This window comes from Serratia sp. 1D1416, from assembly GCF_003641105.1.
Lineage (GTDB): Bacteria > Pseudomonadota > Gammaproteobacteria > Enterobacterales > Enterobacteriaceae > Serratia > Serratia ficaria.
Window position 1 is genome coordinate 330,629 of the sequence record NZ_CP032738.1, and the last position, 22,007, is coordinate 352,635.

Annotated in this window: 17 protein-coding genes, 2 tRNA genes and 3 rRNA genes; 10 read left to right on the forward strand and 12 right to left on the reverse strand. The window is 57.8% G+C overall.

What is annotated here, in order from left to right; all coding sequences use genetic code 11:
• The first annotated feature begins 39 nt into the window (after nt 1-39).
• The gene (locus D7I37_RS01650; RefSeq protein WP_129543205.1) at nt 40-2,688 is read left to right on the forward strand and encodes a bifunctional acetate--CoA ligase family protein/GNAT family N-acetyltransferase; all 2,649 of its coding nucleotides are present in this window, start codon (nt 40-42) and stop codon (nt 2,686-2,688) included.
• Between the two features lie 153 nt (nt 2,689-2,841).
• Nucleotides 2,842-4,197 (forward strand): CDP-diacylglycerol--serine O-phosphatidyltransferase, encoded by a 1,356-nt coding sequence (gene pssA / locus D7I37_RS01655; protein ID WP_061800379.1) that lies wholly within the window; start codon nt 2,842-2,844, stop codon nt 4,195-4,197.
• A 137-nt stretch (nt 4,198-4,334) separates the two neighbouring features.
• Here the strand turns inward: pssA and D7I37_RS01660 are convergent, their stop codons facing one another.
• The 7 genes from D7I37_RS01660 to gmhB all read right to left on the reverse strand — a co-directional run bounded on the left by D7I37_RS01660 (nt 4,335) and on the right by gmhB (nt 12,057).
• Complete coding sequence (locus tag D7I37_RS01660) at nt 4,335-5,639, reverse strand: MFS family transporter (protein WP_061800377.1); 1,305 nt, start codon at nt 5,637-5,639, stop codon at nt 4,335-4,337.
• 251 nt (nt 5,640-5,890) lie between these two features.
• A 5S ribosomal RNA gene (rrf, locus tag D7I37_RS01665) occupies nt 5,891-6,006 on the reverse strand.
• A 103-nt stretch (nt 6,007-6,109) separates the two neighbouring features.
• Nucleotides 6,110-9,014, reverse strand: a 23S ribosomal RNA gene (locus D7I37_RS01670).
• A 207-nt stretch (nt 9,015-9,221) separates the two neighbouring features.
• Nucleotides 9,222-9,297: transfer RNA gene (locus D7I37_RS01675), tRNA-Ala, on the reverse strand.
• A 111-nt stretch (nt 9,298-9,408) separates the two neighbouring features.
• Nucleotides 9,409-9,485 (reverse strand) — tRNA-Ile (locus D7I37_RS01680).
• A gap of 75 nt (nt 9,486-9,560) precedes the next feature.
• Nucleotides 9,561-11,102: ribosomal RNA gene (locus D7I37_RS01685) — 16S ribosomal RNA — on the reverse strand.
• The 16S, 23S and 5S rRNA genes sit together here with 2 tRNA genes alongside, the layout of an rRNA operon.
• 391 nt (nt 11,103-11,493) lie before the next feature.
• Nucleotides 11,494-12,057: a D-glycero-beta-D-manno-heptose 1,7-bisphosphate 7-phosphatase gene (gene gmhB, locus D7I37_RS01695; RefSeq protein WP_129543207.1), complete on the reverse strand. Its 564-nt coding sequence runs from the start codon at nt 12,055-12,057 to the stop codon at nt 11,494-11,496.
• Nucleotides 12,058-12,244: 187 nt separating this feature from the next.
• Between gmhB and metN the strand changes: the two genes are divergently transcribed.
• The 6 genes from metN (at nt 12,245) to proS (ending at nt 17,918) form a co-directional block, all read left to right on the forward strand.
• Complete coding sequence (gene metN, locus D7I37_RS01700; RefSeq protein WP_061796691.1) at nt 12,245-13,276, forward strand: methionine ABC transporter ATP-binding protein MetN; 1,032 nt, start codon at nt 12,245-12,247, stop codon at nt 13,274-13,276.
• Complete coding sequence (locus D7I37_RS01705; RefSeq protein ID WP_049198242.1) at nt 13,269-13,922, forward strand: methionine ABC transporter permease MetI; 654 nt, start codon at nt 13,269-13,271, stop codon at nt 13,920-13,922. Before metN ends, D7I37_RS01705 begins: the two co-directional genes overlap by 8 nt.
• A 118-nt stretch (nt 13,923-14,040) precedes the next feature.
• Nucleotides 14,041-14,856: a MetQ/NlpA family lipoprotein gene (locus D7I37_RS01710; RefSeq protein ID WP_095098956.1), complete on the forward strand. Its 816-nt coding sequence runs from the start codon at nt 14,041-14,043 to the stop codon at nt 14,854-14,856.
• Between the two features lie 114 nt (nt 14,857-14,970).
• Nucleotides 14,971-15,375, forward strand: coding sequence for an Rcs stress response system protein RcsF (rcsF, locus tag D7I37_RS01715; RefSeq protein WP_061796693.1), 405 nt, complete (start codon nt 14,971-14,973; stop codon nt 15,373-15,375).
• Nucleotides 15,372-16,079: a tRNA (N6-threonylcarbamoyladenosine(37)-N6)-methyltransferase TrmO gene (gene tsaA / locus D7I37_RS01720; RefSeq protein WP_129543208.1), complete on the forward strand. Its 708-nt coding sequence runs from the start codon at nt 15,372-15,374 to the stop codon at nt 16,077-16,079. The genes rcsF and tsaA overlap by 4 nt, the downstream gene beginning before the upstream one ends.
• Before the next feature lie 120 nt (nt 16,080-16,199).
• Entirely contained in the window at nt 16,200-17,918 is a 1,719-nt protein-coding gene (proS, locus tag D7I37_RS01725) for a proline--tRNA ligase (RefSeq protein ID WP_129543209.1), read from the forward strand.
• 46 nt (nt 17,919-17,964) lie between these two features.
• On the opposite strand, the gene nlpE is transcribed toward proS, so the two are convergent.
• From nlpE to D7I37_RS01740, 3 genes are read right to left on the reverse strand one after another with little or no spacing between them, the layout of a single operon-like run.
• Nucleotides 17,965-18,648, reverse strand: coding sequence for an envelope stress response activation lipoprotein NlpE (nlpE, locus tag D7I37_RS01730; protein WP_061796697.1), 684 nt, complete (start codon nt 18,646-18,648; stop codon nt 17,965-17,967).
• Nucleotides 18,649-18,678: 30 nt separating this feature from the next.
• Nucleotides 18,679-19,092: an alternative ribosome rescue aminoacyl-tRNA hydrolase ArfB gene (gene arfB / locus D7I37_RS01735; protein WP_061796698.1), complete on the reverse strand. Its 414-nt coding sequence runs from the start codon at nt 19,090-19,092 to the stop codon at nt 18,679-18,681.
• 3 nt (nt 19,093-19,095) lie between these two features.
• Nucleotides 19,096-19,644, reverse strand: coding sequence for a YaeQ family protein (locus D7I37_RS01740; RefSeq protein ID WP_061796699.1), 549 nt, complete (start codon nt 19,642-19,644; stop codon nt 19,096-19,098).
• A 215-nt stretch (nt 19,645-19,859) separates the two neighbouring features.
• On the opposite strand from D7I37_RS01740, the gene D7I37_RS01745 reads away from it, so the two are divergent.
• Together D7I37_RS01745 and rof are read left to right on the forward strand one after the other, a co-directional pair.
• On the forward strand, nt 19,860-20,060 hold the full coding sequence (locus D7I37_RS01745; protein WP_073970287.1) for a YaeP family protein: 201 nt from the start codon (nt 19,860-19,862) through the stop codon (nt 20,058-20,060).
• Nucleotides 20,047-20,310: a Rho-binding antiterminator gene (gene rof / locus D7I37_RS01750; RefSeq protein WP_061796701.1), complete on the forward strand. Its 264-nt coding sequence runs from the start codon at nt 20,047-20,049 to the stop codon at nt 20,308-20,310. Before D7I37_RS01745 ends, rof begins: the two co-directional genes overlap by 14 nt.
• A gap of 51 nt (nt 20,311-20,361) precedes the next feature.
• Here the strand turns inward: rof and D7I37_RS01755 are convergent, their stop codons facing one another.
• Together D7I37_RS01755 and tilS are read right to left on the reverse strand one after the other, a co-directional pair.
• Nucleotides 20,362-20,676, reverse strand: coding sequence for a cytochrome c (locus D7I37_RS01755; protein ID WP_129544733.1), 315 nt, complete (start codon nt 20,674-20,676; stop codon nt 20,362-20,364).
• A complete protein-coding gene (gene tilS / locus D7I37_RS01760; RefSeq protein WP_061796704.1) occupies nt 20,676-21,995 on the reverse strand; it encodes a tRNA lysidine(34) synthetase TilS in 1,320 nt (439 codons plus the stop codon). Before tilS ends, D7I37_RS01755 begins: the two co-directional genes overlap by 1 nt.
• Nucleotides 21,996-22,007 lie beyond the last annotated feature (12 nt).

Sequence of the window (22,007 nt, forward strand, 5' to 3'; positions counted from 1 at the left end):
CCTAGAATCAGGCGTAACGTTGCCATAAGGAGGTCGTGCATGAGCCAACGAGGGTTAGAAGCGCTACTACGTCCCAAATCCATTGCCGTTCTCGGCGCTTCGCAGCAGCCCGGCCGCGCCGGCAACCTGATGATGAGCAACCTGCTGGCGGGCGGCTTCGGCGGGCCGATCCTGCCGGTGACGCCGCGTTACAAGGCGGTGTGCGGCGTGATGGCCTATCCCGACGTCGCCAGCCTGCCGCTGACGCCCGATCTGGCGGTTCTGTGCACCCACGCCACTCGCAATCTGGCGCTGCTGGAGGCATTGGGCCAACGCGGCTGTAAAACCGCCATCGTGCTCTCTTCGCCGCCGGAACAGTTCGCCGAGCTGAAAGCCTGCGCGCAGCGTTACGCCATGCGCCTGCTGGGGCCCAACAGCCTGGGGCTGCTGGCGCCGTGGCAGGGCATCAACGCCAGCTTCTCGCCGGTGCCGATTCAAAAGGGCAAGCTGGCGTTTATTTCCCAGTCCGCCGCCGTGGCCAATACCATTCTCGACTGGGCGCAGCAGCGTGAAGTCGGCTTCTCCTATTTTATCGCGCTGGGCGACAGCCTGGATATCGACGTCGACGATCTGCTGGACTTTCTGGCGCGCGACGCGAAAACCAGCGCCATTCTGCTGTATCTGGAAAACGTCAGCGACGCGCGGCGCTTCCTCTCGGCCTCGCGCAGCGCCTCGCGCAACAAACCGATTCTGGTGATCAAGAGCGGCCGCAGCCAGCAGGCTCAGCTGCTGCTCAACAGCCAGCTGGGGCTGGACGCCGCCTATGACGCCGCGATCCAGCGTGCCGGCCTGCTGCGCGTGCAGGACACCCACGAGCTGTTCTCGGCGGTGGAAACCCTCAGCCACATGCACCCGCTGCGCGGCGAACGCCTGATGCTCGTCAGCAACGGCGCGGCGCCGGCGGCGATGGCGCTGGATGAACTGCTGGGCCGCAACGGCAAGCTGGCGACGCTGGGAGAAGAGAGCCAGGCGCAGCTGGGCGACGCCCTGCCGGAGTTTATCCGCGCCGGCAACCCGCTCGATTTGCGTGACGACGCCACGCCGCAGCGTTATCTGGCGGCGGTAAACGCGCTGCTCGACAGCCATGACTACGATGCCCTGCTGCTGATCCACGCGCCGAGCGCCGCAGCGCCGGGCACCGCCACCGCCGAACGCCTGATCGAAGCCCTGCGCCAGCATCCGCGCGGCAAACGCATTACACTGCTCACCAACTGGTGCGGCGAATACTCTTCGCAGGAGGCGCGGCGGCTGTTTACCGAGGCCGGCATTCCGACCTACCGCACGCCGGAAGGCGCGGTGACCGCCTTCATGCATATGGTGGAATATCGCCGCAACCAAAAACAGCTGAAGGAAACGCCGGCGCTGCCGGTTGGCCTGACCGCCAACACCGCCGATGCCCACCGGCTGATCCAGCAGGCGCTGGCCGAAGGCGCCACCCAGCTCGACACCCACGAGGTGCAATCCATCCTGCAGGCTTATGATCTGAGCACCCTGCCGACCTGGATTGCCGAAGACAGCGCCGAAGCGGTGCACATCGCCGAGCAGATCGGCTACCCGGTGGCGCTGAAGCTGCGCTCGCCGGACATTCCGCATAAATCCGAGGTTCAGGGCGTCATGCTGTACCTGCGCACCGCCACCGAGGTGCAGCGCGCCGCGGAAGCGATCCTCGACCGCGTCAAACGCACTTATCCGCAGGCGCGCATACAGGGCCTGCTGGTGCAAAGCATGGCCAACCGCGCCGGCGCGCAGGAGTTGCGCATCGCGGTGGAGCAGGACGCCATCTTCGGCCCGCTGATCATGCTGGGCGAAGGCGGCGTGGAGTGGCGCCAGGAAAACCAGGTGGCGGTGGCGCTGCCGCCGTTGAACATGGCGCTGGCGCGCTATCTGGTGCTGCAGGCGGTGAAAGGCGGGAAAATCCGCGGGCGCAGCGCGCTGCGCCCGCTGGACATCGCCGGGCTGAGCCGGCTGCTGGTGCAGGTCTCCAACCTGATCCTCGATTGCCCGGAGATCACCCGGCTGGATATTCACCCGGTGCTGGCCTCCGGCAGCGAATTCACCCTGCTGGACGTAGCCATGCAGCTTGACCCGTTCAGCGGCGACCCGCAGGCGCGCCTGGCGATACGCCCCTACCCGCACGAGCTGGAAGAGACCATCGCGCTGAAAGACGGCAGCCAATGCCTGTTCCGGCCGATCCTGCCGGAGGACGAACCGGCGCTGAAGCACTTTATCGACCGGGTGACCAAGGAAGATCTCTACTACCGCTACTTCAGCGAGATCAACGAGTTTACCCATGACGATTTGGCTAACATGACGCAAATCGACTACGATCGGGAGATGGCATTTGTGGCGGTCCGCGCAGAGGAAATCATCGGCGTGACGCGCGCGATGTCCGATCCGGACAATACCGACGCCGAATTTGCCGTGCTGGTGCGTTCCGACCTGAAAGGCCTGGGATTGGGGCGCCAGCTGCTGGAAAAAATGATCGCCTATGCGCGCGCCCATGGGCTGACTCGCCTGACCGGCATCACCATGCCGAACAACCGCGGGATGATAGCGCTGGCGCAGCGGTTGGGCTTTGGCATCGACGTGCAGCTGGAGGACGGCATCGTCAATCTGACCCTGCCGCTGCGGGCCGTCGACGGGCAGTGAGCTGTGTCGCAATGCGCTACGAATCCATCACTTAACGCCAAAACATACGCACAATCGAGGCAACTAGTGGTATTATCGCCCGATTATTCGATTTATTGTTTTTATGCATGTGGCGTTCCGGCCATTCAATCATGAGAGAAGAAGCGCACTGTGATGTTGTCAAAATTTAAACGTAGCAAACATCAACAACACCTTGCACAACTGCCCAAACTCCCCCAGACGGTGGCTGATGTTCGTACTCTGTACACACCGGCTGACTTCCGCACCACGCTGTTGGAATCCATCGCTAACGCCACTCAACGCATCTATCTGGTTGCCCTGTATCTGGAGCATGACGACGCCGGGCGCGAGATCCTCAACGCGCTTTATCAGGCCAAACAGCGGCGCCCGGAGCTGGAGATTTGCATCCTGGTCGACTGGCATCGCGCGCAGCGCGGGCGCATCGGCGCCGCCGCCGCCAATACCAATGCCGACTGGTATTGCGCCATGGCGAGCCGGCATCCGGACCAGTCGGTGCCGGTGTACGGCGTGCCGGTCAATACTCGCGAAGCGCTGGGAGTGCTGCACCTGAAGGGCTTTGTTGTCGATGACACCGTGATTTACAGCGGCGCCAGCATCAACGACGTCTATCTGCATCAGCATGAGAAATACCGTTACGACCGTTACCAGCTGATCACCAATGCCGTGCTGGCCGACACCCTGATCGATTACATCAAGCAACAGTTGCTGACCGCCGGCGCCGTACAGCGCCTGGATCGTGACGATCGCCCGAAAAGCCCGGAGATCAAGAACGAAACCCGTCTGTTCCGCTTCGGTTTGCGACGCGCCGGTTATCAATTCCGCGGCAAGGCAGGCAATGATGAGCTGGCGGTCACGCCGCTGGTCGGGCTCGGCAAGCAAAGCGTGCTGAATAAAACCATTCATCACCTGATGTCGTGCGCCGATCAGAAGCTGACGCTGTGCACCCCCTATTTCAACCTGCCGGCGCTGCTGGTGCGCAATATCATCTATCTGCTGCGTCAGGGCAAACAGGTGGAAATTATCGTCGGCGACAAGACCGCCAACGACTTCTATATTCCGGAAGATCAGCCGTTTAAAATCATCGGCGCGCTGCCTTACCTGTATGAAATCAACCTGCGTCGTTTCCTCAGCCGCCTGCAGCGCTATATCGATACCGGCCAACTGATCGTACGCCTGTGGAAAGACGGCGATAACAGCTATCACCTGAAAGGCATGTGGGTGGATGACGAGTGGCAGCTGATCACCGGCAATAACCTCAATCCGCGCGCCTGGCGGCTGGATCTGGAGAACGCCATCCTGATCCACGATCCCAAGCAGGAGATGCGCGAACAGCGGCATAAAGAGCTGGAGTGCATCCGCACTCACACCACCGTGGTGGGCAACTATCTGGAGCTGCAGAGCATCCAGCAGTACCCCATCAAGGTGCGCAAACTGATCCGCCGTCTGCGCCGCATTCGTATCGATCGGTTGATTAGCCGTATACTGTAATCCGGCTATAATTCAAACGTCGCAGACCCCGGCCCATGCTGGGGTTTTTTATACGCGATGACAACAGGATGTTTTCATTATGCGCCCGCTTCGCTTATTGGCCGTTTCCCTGTTATTGCCGCTCACCGGCGGCTGATTTACAGCTGAATTTCTTGCCCCTTGCGATGCAGCCTGAGCGAAACAATCAGCGCCAGCAGACACATGCCGGAGACATACCAGAAGAAGGCGTTCTCTATGCCGAATGACTTCAGCGACAGCGCGACATATTCAGCCGATCCGCCAAACATGGCATTCGCCACCGCATAAGACAGCCCTACGCCCAGCGCCCGCACTTCCGGCGGGAACATCTCGGCCTTCAGCAACCCGCTGATCGAGGTGTAGAAGCTAATGATAAACAGCGCCAAAATAATCAGGCCGAAGGCCGCATAGGGGTTAGTCACGCTTTTCAGGGTGAAAAGGATCGGCACCGTCAGCAAGGTGGCCAACGTAGAGAAGATCAGCATCGAGTTGCGGCGGCCGATCTTGTCGGAAAACGCCCCCACTGCCGGCTGCAGCAGCATATAAATGAACAGGGCGGCGGTCATGATGCCGCTGGCGAGCCTGGCGTCCATGCCAGCGGTATTCACCAGGTATTTCTGCATATAGGTGGTGAAGGTATAGAAGGTCAGTGAACCGGCGGCGGTGAATCCCAGCACCATCAGGAAGGCGCGGCGATTCTTCCACAGGCCTTTCAGCGATCCGGCATCCTTATGGTTGCGGGTTTTCGCATCGGATGTCTCATTCAACGAGCGGCGCAAATACAGCGCCACCACCGCCAGCACCGCCCCCAGCGCGAAGGGGATGCGCCAGCCCCAGGCCTTCAGCTCTTCGTTGGACAGGATCTGCTGCAACGCCACCAGAACCAACAGCGCCAGCAACTGTCCGCCGATCAACGTCACGTACTGGAACGAAGCATAAAATCCGCGCCGCCCTTTCACCGCCACCTCACTCATGTAGGTGGCGCTGGTGCCGTATTCACCGCCGACCGACAGCCCCTGGAACAGACGCGCAATCAGCAGCAGCGCCGGCGCCCAGCTGCCGATCGATTCATAGGTGGGTAAACAGGCGATCACCAGCGATCCTGCGCACATCATGCAAACCGAGATCAACATCGAGTTCTTGCGCCCGTGCTTATCGGCAATGTAACCGAACAGCCAGCCGCCGATCGGCCGCATGAAGAAGCCGGCGGCGAAAACGCCGGCGGTTTGCAGCAGCTGAGTGGTGCTGTTGCCCGCCGGGAAGAAGGAGGCGGCAAAGTAGATAGAGCAGAAGGAGTAAACGTAAAAATCGAACCACTCCACCAGGTTGCCTGATGAAGCGCCGACGATGGCAAAGATGCGCTGCTTTTTATCCTGAGCCGCCAGCGTAGAGGCATCCCCAAGCGGTGAAGTTGTTTCTGTCATTATCTATTCTCCGAGCCAGACAAAATAAGGAAGCCGGCGTCCTGCCGTTTAATTGTTTCTTTGTTGTTGCCTATAAGTTAACAATTAAACCTGATAGCAGGCGAAGAATATCGCATCACGTGAAGTGAAATACGTGATTTTTGTGATGAATATTAAACAGTGCGATGAAAGTTAGGCGAAATTGCAGCGGTTTTATTTTTCCAAAACAAAAAGCCCCATGCTTTCGCATGGGGCTTGTCGTTTTATTTGATGCCTGGCAGTGTCCTACTCTCGCATGGGGAGACCCCACACTACCATCGGCGCTACGGCGTTTCACTTCTGAGTTCGGCATGGGGTCAGGTGGGACCACCGCGCTATTGCCGCCAGGCAAATTCTGTTTCATTCTTGGCCGTTACTCGCGTAACCACCAGAACCAATCTAAGAACTTCGCTGAAAATTATTCGTCTCTCTAAAAACACCTTCGGTGTTGTAAGGTTAAGCCTCACGGATCATTAGTACTGGTTAGCTCAATGCATCGCTGCACTTACACACCCAGCCTATCAACGTCTTAGTCTTAAACGTTCCTTCAGGGACCTTAAAGGCCCAGGGAAGACTCATCTCGAGGCAAGTTTCGCGCTTAGATGCTTTCAGCGCTTATCTTTTCCGCACTTAGCTACCGGGCAGTGCCATTGGCATGACAACCCGAACACCAGTGGTGCGTTCACTCCGGTCCTCTCGTACTAGGAGCAACCCCTCTCAATCTTCCAACGCCCACGGCAGATAGGGACCGAACTGTCTCACGACGTTCTAAACCCAGCTCGCGTACCACTTTAAATGGCGAACAGCCATACCCTTGGGACCTACTTCAGCCCCAGGATGTGATGAGCCGACATCGAGGTGCCAAACACCGCCGTCGATATGAACTCTTGGGCGGTATCAGCCTGTTATCCCCGGAGTACCTTTTATCCGTTGAGCGATGGCCCTTCCATTCAGAACCACCGGATCACTAAGACCTACTTTCGTACCTGCTCGAGCCGTCACTCTCGCAGTCAAGCTAGCTTATGCCTTTGCACTAACCTCACGATGTCCGACCGTGATTAGCTAACCTTCGTGCTCCTCCGTTACTCTTTGGGAGGAGACCGCCCCAGTCAAACTACCCACCAGACACTGTCCTCACCCCAGATTATGGGGCCGAGTTAGAACATCAAACATTAAAGGGTGGTATTTCAAGGTTGGCTCCACGCAGACTGGCGTCCACGCTTCAAAGCCTCCCACCTATCCTACACATCAAGGCTCAATGTTCAGTGTCAAGCTATAGTAAAGGTTCACGGGGTCTTTCCGTCTTGCCGCGGGTACACTGCATCTTCACAGCGAGTTCAATTTCACTGAGTCTCGGGTGGAGACAGCCTGGCCATCATTACGCCATTCGTGCAGGTCGGAACTTACCCGACAAGGAATTTCGCTACCTTAGGACCGTTATAGTTACGGCCGCCGTTTACTGGGGCTTCGATCAAGAGCTTCGCCTTGCGGCTGACCCCATCAATTAACCTTCCAGCACCGGGCAGGCGTCACACCGTATACGTCCACTTTCGTGTTTGCACAGTGCTGTGTTTTTATTAAACAGTTGCAGCCAGCTGGTATCTGCGACTGGCTTCAGCTCCATCCGCGAGGGACTTCACCTACGCGCCAGCGTGCCTTCTCCCGAAGTTACGGCACCATTTTGCCTAGTTCCTTCACCCGAGTTCTCTCAAGCGCCTTGGTATTCTCTACCTGACCACCTGTGTCGGTTTGGGGTACGATTCTGTGTTACCTGATGCTTAGAGGCTTTTCCTGGAAGCTTGGCATCAACTACTTCTGCACCGTAGTGCATCGTCATCACGCCTCAGGGTTGACAGCGTTCCGGATTTACCGGGAACACCCCCTACACGCTTAAACCGGGACAACCGTCGCCCGGCTAGCCTAGCCTTCTCCGTCCCCCTTCGCAGTAACACCGAGTACAGGAATATTAACCTGTTTCCCATCGACTACGCTTTTCAGCCTCGCCTTAGGGGTCGACTCACCCTGCCCCGATTAACGTTGGACAGGAACCCTTGGTCTTCCGGCGAGCGGGCTTTTCACCCGCTTTATCGTTACTTATGTCAGCATTCGCACTTCTGATACCTCCAGCAACCCTCACAGGCCACCTTCAACGGCTTACAGAACGCTCCCCTACCCAACAACGCCTAAGCGTCGCTGCCGCAGCTTCGGTGCATGGTTTAGCCCCGTTACATCTTCCGCGCAGGCCGACTCGACCAGTGAGCTATTACGCTTTCTTTAAATGATGGCTGCTTCTAAGCCAACATCCTGGCTGTCTATGCCTTCCCACATCGTTTCCCACTTAACCATGACTTTGGGACCTTAGCTGGCGGTCTGGGTTGTTTCCCTCTTCACGACGGACGTTAGCACCCGCCGTGTGTCTCCCGTGATAACATTCTTCGGTATTCGGAGTTTGCATCGGTTTGGTAAGCCGGGATGGCCCCCTAGCCGAAACAGTGCTCTACCCCCGAAGATGAGTTCACGAGGCGCTACCTAAATAGCTTTCGGGGAGAACCAGCTATCTCCCGGTTTGATTGGCCTTTCACCCCCAGCCACAAGTCATCCGCTAATTTTTCAACATTAGTCGGTTCGGTCCTCCAGTTAGTGTTACCCAACCTTCAACCTGCCCATGGCTAGATCACCGGGTTTCGGGTCTATACCTTGCAACTAGTCGCCCAGTTAAGACTCGGTTTCCCTACGGCTCCCCTATACGGTTAACCTTGCTACAAAATATAAGTCGCTGACCCATTATACAAAAGGTACGCAGTCACACCACGAAGGTGCTCCCACTGCTTGTACGTACACGGTTTCAGGTTCTATTTCACTCCCCTCGCCGGGGTTCTTTTCGCCTTTCCCTCACGGTACTGGTTCACTATCGGTCAGTCAGGAGTATTTAGCCTTGGAGGATGGTCCCCCATATTCAGACAGGATGTCACGTGTCCCGCCCTACTCATCGAACTCACAGTCAATGCGTTTTAGTGTACGGGGCTATCACCCTTTACTGCGCGACTTTCCAGACGCTTCCACTAACGCAAGAACTGATTCAGGTTCTGGGCTGTTCCCCGTTCGCTCGCCGCTACTGGGGGAATCTCGGTTGATTTCTTTTCCTCGGGGTACTTAGATGTTTCAGTTCCCCCGGTTCGCCTCGTTAAGCTATGTATTCACTTAACGATAGTGCAACGAATTGCACTGGGTTTCCCCATTCGGGTATCGCCGGTTATAACGGTTCATATCACCTTACCGACGCTTTTCGCAGATTAGCACGCCCTTCATCGCCTCTGACTGCCTAGGCATCCACCGTGTACGCTTAGTCACTTAACCTCACAACCCGAAGATGTTTCCATCGTTCGCGCTGTAAACATTTGAGAGACTCTATGACAGGTTACTCCTCATCCCAATATTTCTACGGAGGGACAAGTTTCAGCCGTCATGTTTCAATTTTCAGCTTGTTCCAGATTGTTAAAGAGCAAAATACTTCGCAGCATACTGTCGCCAATATACTCTGAAGTATTGAAATACCGGACTATATGGTGGAGCTAAGCGGGATCGAACCGCTGACCTCCTGCGTGCAAGGCAGGCGCTCTCCCAGCTGAGCTATAGCCCCATACAGTCACGTGCAGTACCTTTGATATACAACTTCTTTCTTAGGCAAGGCATGCGGAGGGAAGTTTACCTGGGTAAACGACCGCGCGCATAACGCAGCATAGGGAAGAAGTGGTAGGCCTGAGTGGACTTGAACCACCGACCTCACCCTTATCAGGGGTGCGCTCTAACCACCTGAGCTACAAGCCTATAAAGGTATTTCTGCTCGTTACTTTTTCATCAGACAATCTGTGTGAGCACTTCACGCGAATCGATATCATTAGGTAAGGAGGTGATCCAACCGCAGGTTCCCCTACGGTTACCTTGTTACGACTTCACCCCAGTCATGAATCACAAAGTGGTAAGCGCCCTCCCGAAGGTTAAGCTACCTACTTCTTTTGCAACCCACTCCCATGGTGTGACGGGCGGTGTGTACAAGGCCCGGGAACGTATTCACCGTAGCATTCTGATCTACGATTACTAGCGATTCCGACTTCATGGAGTCGAGTTGCAGACTCCAATCCGGACTACGACGTACTTTATGAGGTCCGCTTGCTCTCGCGAGTTCGCTTCTCTTTGTATACGCCATTGTAGCACGTGTGTAGCCCTACTCGTAAGGGCCATGATGACTTGACGTCATCCCCACCTTCCTCCGGTTTATCACCGGCAGTCTCCTTTGAGTTCCCGACCGAATCGCTGGCAACAAAGGATAAGGGTTGCGCTCGTTGCGGGACTTAACCCAACATTTCACAACACGAGCTGACGACAGCCATGCAGCACCTGTCTCAGAGTTCCCGAAGGCACCAAAGCATCTCTGCTAAGTTCTCTGGATGTCAAGAGTAGGTAAGGTTCTTCGCGTTGCATCGAATTAAACCACATGCTCCACCGCTTGTGCGGGCCCCCGTCAATTCATTTGAGTTTTAACCTTGCGGCCGTACTCCCCAGGCGGTCGATTTAACGCGTTAGCTCCGGAAGCCACGCCTCAAGGGCACAACCTCCAAATCGACATCGTTTACAGCGTGGACTACCAGGGTATCTAATCCTGTTTGCTCCCCACGCTTTCGCACCTGAGCGTCAGTCTTCGTCCAGGGGGCCGCCTTCGCCACCGGTATTCCTCCAGATCTCTACGCATTTCACCGCTACACCTGGAATTCTACCCCCCTCTACGAGACTCTAGCTTGCCAGTTTCAAATGCAGTTCCCACGTTAAGCGCGGGGATTTCACATCTGACTTAACAAACCGCCTGCGTGCGCTTTACGCCCAGTAATTCCGATTAACGCTTGCACCCTCCGTATTACCGCGGCTGCTGGCACGGAGTTAGCCGGTGCTTCTTCTGCGAGTAACGTCAATGCGCTGCCGTATTAAGACATCGCCCTTCCTCCTCGCTGAAAGTGCTTTACAACCCGAAGGCCTTCTTCACACACGCGGCATGGCTGCATCAGGCTTGCGCCCATTGTGCAATATTCCCCACTGCTGCCTCCCGTAGGAGTCTGGACCGTGTCTCAGTTCCAGTGTGGCTGGTCATCCTCTCAGACCAGCTAGGGATCGTCGCCTAGGTGAGCCATTACCCCACCTACTAGCTAATCCCATCTGGGCACATCTGATGGCGTGAGGCCCGAAGGTCCCCCACTTTGGTCCGTAGACGTTATGCGGTATTAGCTACCGTTTCCAGTAGTTATCCCCCTCCATCAGGCAGTTTCCCAGACATTACTCACCCGTCCGCCGCTCGTCACCCAGAGAGCAAGCTCTCTTGTGCTACCGCTCGACTTGCATGTGTTAGGCCTGCCGCCAGCGTTCAATCTGAGCCATGATCAAACTCTTCAATTAAAAGCTTGATTTGCTTCAACTCGTGAAGCGATGCTCAAAGGTTACTGCATGAATTTTACTTCAGTAGTCACTCTTCAAGACTTGATATTTTTTCGCATCCGAAGATGCTGGATATCGTCTTGTGGAGTGCCCACACAGATTGTCTGATAAATTGTTAAAGAGCAGTGAGTTAGCCGCGTTGGCTTGCTAACTCGAGGTGGCGTATATTACGCCTTCCTCTTTCAGAGTCAACCCTAATTTTCAGGATTTTTTCTCTGCGACCCCCGGATACTCTGTGAAGTTGTTCACATGTTCCGTGTCGATGGAGGCGCATTATAGGGAGCCGGTTCAGAATGACAAGGGTTAATATGCATTTTTTATCTGACCGCTCACTATTCATTCGTAACGCCTATTAAACCCGCTTTTTGATGGCTTCCGGCAGGTCGGCCAGGCTGTTTAACACCCAATCGGCCAGTTTCTCGCCTTGTTCCGTCACCGGCTTGCCGGTGCGCACCAGCACCATAGTGCCGACGCCGGCCGCGATCGCCGCCTGCATATCTTCCGGTTTGTCACCTACCATATAGGAAGCGGCCATATCGATGTTCAATTCCTGCTGCGCCTGCAGCAGCATGCCCGGCTGCGGTTTACGGCAGTCGCACACCTGGCGGTACTCTTCCTGGCTCGCCTCCGGGTGATGCGGGCAGAAATAGATGCCGTCGAGGTCGACGTCGCGATCGGCCAGCGACCAGTCCATCCATTCGGTCAGATACATAAACTGGTCTTCGCTGAACATGCCGCGTGCAATGCCGGACTGGTTGGTCACCAGGACCAGCGCAAAGCCCATTTTTTTGAGTTCGCGACAGGCGTCAATCACGCCATCGATAAATTGGAAGTCGTCGATTTCATGGACATAGCCATGGTCCACGTTAATCGTGCCGTCACGATCGAGAAAAATTGCTGGAACGCTTTGTGTCACCGGTTTGCTCCTGAGGGCCTGAATACGCCGACAGTATCGCATGTTTTACCGGGTACTGAGAACGCCGTAGAGCGGTGTTGATCGTTGACTTAGACGTCTAGACGCCTTAACATCTGAGCATACCTTGGTTCCACGCCAAGGTTTACTTTTATCTAGCCACGGGCAACCACGCTAAAATAAGAAGAATATGATTAAACTTTCTAACATCACCAAAGTGTTCCAGCAGGGTTCGCGCACCATTACCGCGCTCTCTGACGTGACTCTTCACGTCCCTGCCGGGCAAATCTACGGCGTTATCGGCTCTTCCGGCGCCGGTAAGAGCACGCTGATCCGCTGCGCCAACATGCTTGAGCGACCGACTTCCGGCCAGGTGCTGGTCGACGGGCAGGATCTGACCTCTCTGTCGGAAAGCGAACTGACGCGCGCACGCCGCCAGATTGGCATGATTTTCCAGCACTTTAACCTGCTGTCTTCCCGCACGGTATTCGGCAACGTCGCGCTGCCGCTCGAGCTGGACAACGCTTCGCGCGCCGATATCAAGAAGCGCGTCACCGAACTGCTCGAACTGGTGGGGCTGGCGGACAAACACGACGCCTACCCGGCCAACCTGTCCGGCGGCCAGAAGCAGCGCGTGGCGATCGCCCGTGCGCTGGCCAGCAATCCGAAGGTGCTGCTGTGCGATGAAGCCACCAGCGCGCTGGATCCGGCCACCACCCGCTCCATCCTCGAACTGCTGAAAGACATTAACCGCCGTCTGGGCCTGACCATTCTGCTGATCACCCATGAAATGGACGTGGTGAAACGCATCTGCGACCAGGTCGCGGTGATAAGCCAGGGGCAGCTGATTGAAAAAGACAGCGTCAGCGAAGTGTTCTCGCACCCGAAAACCCCGCTGGCTCAACAGTTCATTCAGTCCACCCTGCATCTGGATATCCCGGAAGACTATGCCAAGCGCCTGGCGCCGGAACGCCAGGGCGATCGTCAACCGCTGCTGCGCCTGGAGTTCACCGGCCAGTCGGTCGATGCGCCGCTGCTGTCCGAAGCCGCCCGCCGCTTCAACGTCAACAACAACATTATCAGCGCCCAGATGGATTATGCCGGCGGCGTGAAATTCGGCGTGATGCTGGCGGAGCTGCACGGCAGCGACGAAGACGCGCTGGCGACGATTAAATTCCTGCAGGAAAATCAGGTAAAAGTAGAGGTTCTGGGTTATGTCTGAGGCAATGATGTGGTTAATGGCGCGTGGCGTGTGGGAAACCGTCATGATGACCTTTGTCTCCGGCTTCTTCGGTTTCGTGCTCGGCCTGCCGGTTGGCGTGCTGCTGTACGTGACTCGCCCGGGGCAGATCATCGCCAACAATACGCTGTACAAAATCCTGTCCGGGCTGGTGAACATTTTCCGTTCCATCCCGTTCATTATCCTGCTGGTATGGATGATTCCGTTTACCCGCATGATCGTCGGCACCTCGATCGGCCTGCAGGCGGCGATCGTGCCGCTGACCGTCGGCGCTGCGCCCTTCATCGCCCGCATGGTGGAAAACGCCCTGCTGGAGATCCCGTCGGGCCTGGTGGAAGCCGCGCGCGCCATGGGCGCCACGCCGATGCAGATCATCAAGAAGGTGCTGTTGCCCGAAGCCCTGCCGGGCCTGGTCAACGCCGCCACCATTACCCTGATTACCCTGGTCGGCTATTCGGCCATGGGCGGCGCGGTGGGCGCCGGCGGTCTGGGGCAGATCGGCTATCAGTACGGTTATATCGGTTATAACGCCACAGTAATGAATACCGTATTAGTATTACTGGTAGTGCTGGTCTATTTGATTCAGTTCTGCGGCGATCGCATCGTCAAGGCCGTCACCCATAAATAGTTTTCACAGCAACTGCGCTGCTATCTGTTCATAGATTTCAGAGCCTGGCCAACAAGGCTGCGGTTTGAAAGATATAGGGTAAAGCGTATTTATAATGCGAGTCTAATGAGGAAGGGATATGTCGTTAAAATTTAAATCCATCGCGGCAATCGGCGCACTGATCGGCACTCTGGCTCTGGCAGGCTGCGGTCAGGATGAAAAAGATCCGAACCATATCAAAGTCGGCGTTATCGTCGGCGCCGAACAGCAGGTCGCTGAGGTGGCGCAGAAAGTAGCGAAAGAAAAATACGGTCTGAACGTCGAGTTGGTGACCTTCAACGACTACGTGCTGCCTAACGAAGCGCTGAGCAAAGGCGATATCGACCTGAACGCCTTCCAGCACAAGCCGTACCTGGATCAGCAAATCAAGGATCGCGGCTACAAGCTGGTGCCGGTCGGCAGCACCTTTGTTTACCCGATCGCCGGTTATTCCAAGAAAATCAAATCGCTGGACGAACTGAAAGAAGGCTCCCAGATCGCCCTGCCCAACGATCCGACCAACCTGGGCCGCTCGCTGCTGCTGCTGCAGAAAGTGGGCCTGATCAAACTGAAAGACGGTGTCGGCCTGCTGCCAACCGTGCTGGACGTGACCGAGAACCCGAAAAACCTGAAGCTGGTAGAGCTGGAAGCGCCGCAGCTGCCGCGTTCCCTGGACGATCAGCAAATCGCCCTGGCGGTGATCAACACCACCTACGCCAGCCAGATTGGCCTGACGCCGGCGAAAGACGGTCTGTTTGTTGAAGACAAAGACTCGCCTTACGTCAACCTGCTGGTTGCCCGCGAAGACAACAAGGATGCGGAAAACGTGAAGAAATTCGTTCAGGCCTACCAGTCTGACGAAGTGAACGAAGCGGCCAACAAAATCTTTAACGGCGGCGCGGTTAAAGGCTGGTAAGCGCTTAAGCGCCAAATTTGTTCCTATAATTGCAAGACGGGCTACGGCCCGTCTTGTTATTTCCACCATAGATTGCTTCAATAGCGCCACTTTCATTAAGGCAGAGGAATCTCAATGCGTGTTTTACCTCTCTGTTTGTTAGCGCTCGCGCTGGCCGGATGCTCATCGCAACGTATCGCGCCATCCTCAACAAACAGCACCAGCAAACCGGCGGCAACCGCACCGGCCAAGACCACGCCAGCGGCGCGTCCGGCTCCGGTAAAACTGTACAAAAGTGCAGAAGAACTCGTGGGCAAGCCTTTCCGCGATCTGGGCGAAGTCTCCGGCGAATCTTGCCAGACCACCGTGCAGGACTCGCCGCCAAATCTGAATACCGCCCGCAAACGCATGCAGATCCGCGCCTCTTACATGAAGGCCAACGCGGTGTTGCTGCACGATTGCCAGATTGTCAGCGGCGTCGCCGGCTGCTATCAGCAGGCCGTATGTCAGGGCTCGGCGCTTAACGTCTCGTCCAAATGACCGAATTTGTCTTCAATCAGATCGGTACTATCCGTTCACCGTATAAAGAAAAATTCGCCGTTCCCCGCCAACCGGGGTTAGTCGAAGACGGTGGCGGAGAGCTGGTGCTGCTGCCGCCTTATAATCAGGCGGAAGCGGTGCGCGGACTCAGCGATTTCAGCCATCTGTGGGTGATGTTTATTTTTCATCAAACCCTGGATGGCGGCTGGCGGCCGACGGTGCGCCCGCCGCGCTTGGGCGGCAATGCCCGGATGGGCGTGTTCGCCACCCGCTCGACCTTTCGCCCCAACCCGCTCGGCATGTCGCTGATCGCGCTGAAAGGCGTGCGCGCCCGGGGCGGTGAAGTGGTACTCGAGCTGGGCAGTCTCGATCTGGTCGACGGCACGCCGGTGGTGGACATCAAGCCTTATCTGCCGTTTGCCGAGAGCCAGCCGCAGGCCCGCGCCGGGTTTGCCCAGGCCGCTCCCGTCGGCGATATGCCGGTGCATTTCACGCCGCAGGCCGAGCGCCAGCTGAAGCGGCACCAGGCGCAATATCCGCAGCTGCGGCGTTTTATCAGCCAGGTGCTGGCGCAGGACCCTCGCCCCGCCTATCGTAAAGGGGAGGAGGCCGAACGGGAGTACGCCGTCTGGCTGCTGGATTTCAACGTGCGCTGGCGAGTGGTGGATCGGCAAACCGAAGTGTTGTCACTCGACCTGCGTTAAAATTCCGCCGTCTCTCTTTTGACGACCCGCTCGCGCTGGTAAACTAAACCACTTTTGTCGCTTTTGGCCGCCACTCTGGCAGCCCGATGCAATTTGCAGTTCTAACGGAACCAAAACACCATGCGTACTAGCCAATATCTGCTCTCCACCCTGAAGGAGACACCTGCCGATGCCGAAGTGATCAGCCACCAGCTGATGCTGCGCGCCGGGATGATCCGCAAGCTGGCCTCCGGTCTTTACACCTGGTTGCCGACCGGCCTGCGCGTTCTGAAAAAGGTTGAAAACATCGTTCGCGAAGAAATGAACAATGCTAACGCGATCGAAGTTTCCATGCCGGTGGTTCAGCCTGCCGACCTGTGGCAGGAAAGCGGCCGTTGGGAGCAGTATGGCCCCGAGCTGCTGCGCTTTGTCGATCGCGGCGACCGTCCGTTCGTGCTGGGCCCGACGCATGAAGAAGTGATCACCGATCTGATCCGCAACGAAATCAGCTCGTACAAGCAGCTGCCGCTGAACTTCTTCCAGATCCAGACCAAGTTCCGCGACGAAGTGCGCCCGCGTTTCGGCGTAATGCGCTCCCGCGAATTCCTGATGAAGGATGCCTACTCCTTCCATACCACGCAGGAATCGCTGCAGGCCACCTACGACGCGATGTACGAAGCCTACAGCAAAATCTTCAGCCGCATGGGTCTGGATTTCCGTCCGGTGCAGGCCGATACCGGTTCGATCGGCGGCAGCGCCTCGCATGAATTCCAGGTACTGGCCGACAGCGGTGAAGACGACATCGTATTCTCCACCGGCTCCGACTTCGCCGCCAACATCGAGCTGGCCGAAGCGGTGGCGCCCGCTCAGCCGCGTGCGGCCGCCAGTGAAGCGCTGCGCATCGTCGACACGCCAAACGCCAAAACCATCGCCGAGCTGGTCGAGCAATTCCAGCTGCCGGTGGAAAAAACCGTCAAGACGCTGCTGGTGCGCGCCGCCGAAGAGAGCGGCCACCCGTTGGTCGCCCTGCTGGTGCGCGGCGATCACGAACTGAACGAAGTCAAAGCCGAGAAGCTGCCACAGGTTGCCACACCGCTGACCTTCGCCACCGAAGAAGAAATCCGCGCCGTCGTCGGCGCCGGCCCGGGCTCGCTGGGCCCGGTCAACCTGCAGGTGCCGGTGGTTATCGACCGCAGCGTGGCGGCGATGAGCGATTTCGGCGCCGGCGCCAACGTCGACGGCAAACACTACTTCGGCATCAACTGGGAGCGCGATCTGCCGCTGCCGCAGGTGGCCGATATCCGTAACGTAGTGGAAGGCGACGCCAGCCCGGACGGCCAGGGTACGCTGCTGATCAAACGCGGTATCGAAGTGGGCCATATCTTCCAGCTCGGCACCAAGTACTCGGAAGCGCTGAAAGCCACGGTTCAGGGTGAAGACGGCCGCAACCAGCTGCTGACCATGGGTTGCTACGGCATCGGGGTGACCCGCGTGGTGGCTGCCGCCATCGAGCAGAACCACGACGACCGCGGCATCATCTGGCCAGACGCGATCGCGCCTTTCCAGGTCGCTATCCTGCCGATGAACATGCACAAGTCCTTCCGCGTGCAGGCGCTGGCCGAAGAGCTGTACAACACCCTGCGTTCCCACGGCATCGACGTGATCCTCGACGACCGTAAAGAACGTCCGGGCGTGATGTTCGCCGATATGGAACTGATTGGCGTGCCGCACTCTATCGTCATCGGCGATCGCAACCTCGACAGCGAAGAGATCGAGTATAAAAACCGCCGCATCGGCGAGAAACAAATGATCAAAACCGGTGAAATCGTTGATTTCCTGCTGGGGCAGATCAAGCGCTGATCGTCAGGCAATAAAAAACCCGCCTCGGCGGGTTTTTTTATGTCTGTTATTTGCTGTCGCAGTTTTTGCTGCGGTCGAAGACAATCTTGCCGTCCGGCACCAGCGCCTTCTCGATCTGCCCCTCTTCCATCGAAGGCTGCACGCTGAAGTGCGCGTTGAAGGTCAGGAACACCGGCTCGCCCGGCGTTTTATACGCTTTGGCGTAACCCTGCTCCAGCGCGATGTTGTTGTCTATCTGGAAGGTCTTGCCGGTGGCGCAGTCTTTGAACACCGCCGCATCCGCCATATAGGTATAGCTGCCCTTCAGCTGCATCGGCGTTTTAGGCAACGGCTTCTCGACCGGATCCAAACGGTAGTTCAGCGTCGATTCGATAGGCGCCCCGCTTTGATCCAGCATCTCCAGGCTTTTGCCCGCCGGGCGGAAGTAACGCTTTTCGCCCTTGCTGTCGGTCAGCACCAGCTTGTCCGCGGTGCGCGCCCATTTGCCGTAATCGGCAAAGGCCTGGTCGCCGTCTCTGCTGCCGCGGTAGGTTTCCTGCAGCACGAAGGTGCCGTCTTCATCCAGGAACAGCGCGGTGTCGATGCCTTCGCAATCGGCGCAGGGCAACAGGCCCTGATAGCTTTGCTGCATCGGCTGCAGCGGTTGTTCCTTCGGCTGATAATGATTGTTGCATCCCAACAACGAGAGCGCCCCTGCCGCCAAAAACAGGGCTATCGTAATTTTCTTCACAGTTATTCTCCTACTGTGTTCATGTATTTCCTAAGTGCGGATCTTGCCGCGCAGCGCCTTGGTGGCGCCTTTACGTACCTTGCCTTCCAACCGGCGTAATTTGGCCCCTTTGCTGGGCTTGGTCGCCTTGCGCGCTTTTTCCACCACCATCGCCTGTTGAATCAGCGCCGCCAGCCTGGCCAACGCCGCTTCACGGTTTAATTCCTGGCTGCGATATTCCTGCGCTTTGATAATCACCACGCCGTCAGCGGTAATTAAATGGTGATTAAAGGCCAGCAGCCTTTCTTTATAATACTCTGGCAGGCTGGAGGCCCGGATGTCAAAGCGCAAATGGATCGCCGTTGAGGTTTTGTTCACGTGCTGCCCGCCCGCGCCCTGCGCGCGGATGGCGGTCAATTCCAGTTCATTGTCCGGTATGGCTACGTTTCTTGACAGTTCCAGCACCGGTCACACCTGCGCCTGTTGCCACTCGGCAAACTGGATTTCCAGACTATTCTGAGCATCGGACAGCCAAATAGTTCCCTCCTGCAGCGTGGCTTGCAGCTGCATATTGCGGCTGGCCAGCGCCGCGAGCCGCCCCAGCTGTTCATCATCGAGAAAACGCACGCTGAGATTCTTGTAGCCGGCTACCTTGCTTTGCATGCCCTGCCACCAGACGTGCCCGGCGCGCTCGCCATAGGCGTACAGCACCACGCGCGGCGACTGGTTGCAGGCCTTTTTGATGCGTTTCTCATCCGGCAGCCCCATTTCGATCCACATTTCCAGCCCGTTGTGATCGTTGCGCCGCCAGATCTCCGGCTCGTCTTCGGCGCTCAGGCCCTTGGTGAACACCAGCCGTTCGTCGGCGTGGCAGATCCAGGCCAGCAGGCGCAGCATCATGCGCTGTTCGGTTTCGGAAGGATGCTGTGCCAGCGTCAGGGTGGCGTCGTGGTAGAAATGACGATCCATATCAGCGATATTGACCGCGGCTTTATAAATGGTTGCTTTCAACGCCATGGGTGACCTCATAATTATCAGGCCACATTGTACTTGATTTGGCCGGTCCGCAGCCAGCGCGGCCGGGCAAAGCGCGGTGCGAAAGGCGCGCTGAGGTGCTAATAACTCCACAACAGCTGTGCTATAGTCGTCTAGGATAGGGTAAAACTCCGAGAGCCTGCGCCTCATCGCTATATCGGTCTTCGATGACGCAGAGGTTCTCAAGGGAGGAAACTGTGCAACAATACTGTGAGTTAGTACGCCGTTTTTACGCCGAGATTGGCAGTGGAGATCTCGGCTACGTGCCTGATGCGCTAGCATGTGTGTTAAAGGCATTGGACGCTGTCGCTGCGGATAACGCGCTACCGTCCTCCGTTAGGGAACAGGCGGCCTTTGCCGCCGCTAACTTATTGGTGAGCGACTATGTTGATGAATGATGAGTATCAACCCATCAATTGCGATGACTACGACAACCTGGAACTCGCCTGTCAGCATAAACTTATTCTGAAGCTGGAGTTACGCGACGGAGAAGTGATCGAAGCCAAGGCCATCGATCTGCTGCAAAAAAAGCGCGTTGAGTATCTGACCATCGAGCAGAACGGTAATCAGCGCGATCTGCGCCTGGACCACATCGGCAGTTTTAGTCATCCGGAAATCGGTACCGTCGTCGTCAGCCTTTCCGACTGATAACCGCGGTAGCCCCATCCCAACAGGGCAGCCAACGGCTGCCCTCGTCATTTAGGACTTCAGGCCGGCGTAATAGGCCGCCAGATCGGCAATATCCGCGTCCGACAGCCCGGACACATAGGCTTTCATCACCTCGGCCTGGCCGCCGTTGCGCTCCCCTTTCTTATAGGCCTGCAGCGCGTGCTGCAGATACAGGGCGTTCTGGCCGGCCAAATTGGGGTACATCGGCACCTTGACCTTGCCTTCCGCGCCATGGCAGGCCATGCAGCCGGCGGACTTCTCCTTGCCGGCGGCCGCGTCGCCCGCCGCCATCGCGGGCAGGCTGAACAGACCGGCGGCCAACAGCATCACACGGACAAACCTCATCATTGCTCCTCTCGATTATTATTTTTATCCCAGCGCAGCCGCCACGGCTGCGCGTCCGGCGGCACCAGGCCGGCTTCGCAAACGAACGCGCCCAGCGCGGCGATCAGCTGCTCGTCATAGTAGATCAACGGAATGCGGTCACGCAGCCAGGGGGCAATGCCCAGTTCCTGCCACAGCTTTTTGATCGGGCGCGAATGAGCGCGGCCGACGATGCGCACCGCGCCCCGAGCGCCGAAACGCACGCTGACCCGCTGCGACGCCAGCGGCGCACGCAGTTGCACCTCGCCTTCACCGCTGATTAAACGGCCCAGCCCGTCCGGCAGCGTCAAAGGCGCGTCGCCGCGCCAGTCCAGGCGGATATCGCGCAGCGCCGCCAGCGGCGGCAGCAAATACAGCCGGCCGCGGAAACGCCGGATCTGATACTGCCCCGGCTGCAGCTGCGGCTCGGCGTCCGCCCGGCTGAGCGCCACCTCCTCCCACAGGCGCTGCAGCTGCTCGCGCGAAGGCATGCTGACGTTAAACCGCGCTATCCAGCGGCGCAGCAGGGCGAAGCGCCGCGCCGGCGAACAGCTCAGCAGACCGTCGATCGCCAGCGAGCCATCATCCGCCAGCAGGGAGCGCAGCTGTTCCGCCAGCAGCTCGTCCAGCAGCTGCTCCTGTTCGGCGCACAGGCTGGCGCTGCGGGCCACCGCGGAAGCAAAGTGCGGCCAGCGCCGATTGAGCAGCGGCAGCACCTGCAGCCGCAAAAAGTTGCGATCGAAACGCGGGTCCCGATTGCTGTCGTCGTCTATCCAGGATAATCGGTGCTGCTGCGCATAGGCTTCCAGCTGCCGGCGCGAACAGCCCAGCAACGGCCGCAACAGTGCATGGTCACCCAGCGCGCCGCGCGCCGCCATCGACGACAAACCGGCCGGGCCGCTGCCGCGTTTGAGCGCCAGCAGAAAGGTTTCGCTTTGGTCGTCGAGGTGCTGAGCGGTAATCAGGGCTTCGTCGGCCTGCAGCATGGCGCCGAAAGCCGCGTAACGCGCCGCGCGCGCCGCCGCTTCGATGCCGCCTTCGCGGGCATCCACCCGCACCCGCTGCACCTTCAGCGCCACGCCCCAGGCGGCGCATTGCCGCTCGCAGTGTTCGGCCCAGTCGTCGGCAAAGGCGCTCAGGCCGTGATGCACGTGCAGCGCCCGCAGCTGCAGCGCCGGGCGCTGCTGCGCCAGCAGGTGCAACAGCACGCTGGAATCCAGACCGCCGCTGAACGCCACCAGCAGCTTTCGGCAATCGCCCAGTTGGTCCGCGACCTGAGTCGCTAATTGATTGGTATCCATTGATAGGCTTTG

What these genes read in the sequence shown, in the direction of transcription:
- metN (WP_061796691.1), top strand. Translation starts at nt 12,245, where the DNA reads ATGATTAAACTTTCTAACATCACCAAAGTGTTCCAGCAGGGTTCGCGC.
- proS (WP_129543209.1), top strand. Translation starts at nt 16,200, where the DNA reads ATGCGTACTAGCCAATATCTGCTCTCCACCCTGAAGGAGACACCTGCC.
- D7I37_RS01755 (WP_129544733.1), bottom strand. Translation starts at nt 20,676, where the DNA reads ATGAGGTTTGTCCGTGTGATGCTGTTGGCCGCCGGTCTGTTCAGCCTG.
- D7I37_RS01710 (WP_095098956.1), top strand. Translation starts at nt 14,041, where the DNA reads ATGTCGTTAAAATTTAAATCCATCGCGGCAATCGGCGCACTGATCGGC.
- rof (WP_061796701.1), top strand. Translation starts at nt 20,047, where the DNA reads ATGTTGATGAATGATGAGTATCAACCCATCAATTGCGATGACTACGAC.
- pssA (WP_061800379.1), top strand. Translation starts at nt 2,842, where the DNA reads ATGTTGTCAAAATTTAAACGTAGCAAACATCAACAACACCTTGCACAA.
- tilS (WP_061796704.1), bottom strand. Translation starts at nt 21,995, where the DNA reads ATGGATACCAATCAATTAGCGACTCAGGTCGCGGACCAACTGGGCGAT.
- D7I37_RS01660 (WP_061800377.1), bottom strand. Translation starts at nt 5,639, where the DNA reads ATGACAGAAACAACTTCACCGCTTGGGGATGCCTCTACGCTGGCGGCT.
- D7I37_RS01740 (WP_061796699.1), bottom strand. Translation starts at nt 19,644, where the DNA reads ATGGCGTTGAAAGCAACCATTTATAAAGCCGCGGTCAATATCGCTGAT.
- D7I37_RS01650 (WP_129543205.1), top strand. Translation starts at nt 40, where the DNA reads ATGAGCCAACGAGGGTTAGAAGCGCTACTACGTCCCAAATCCATTGCC.
- D7I37_RS01705 (WP_049198242.1), top strand. Translation starts at nt 13,269, where the DNA reads ATGTCTGAGGCAATGATGTGGTTAATGGCGCGTGGCGTGTGGGAAACC.
- tsaA (WP_129543208.1), top strand. Translation starts at nt 15,372, where the DNA reads ATGACCGAATTTGTCTTCAATCAGATCGGTACTATCCGTTCACCGTAT.
- rcsF (WP_061796693.1), top strand. Translation starts at nt 14,971, where the DNA reads ATGCGTGTTTTACCTCTCTGTTTGTTAGCGCTCGCGCTGGCCGGATGC.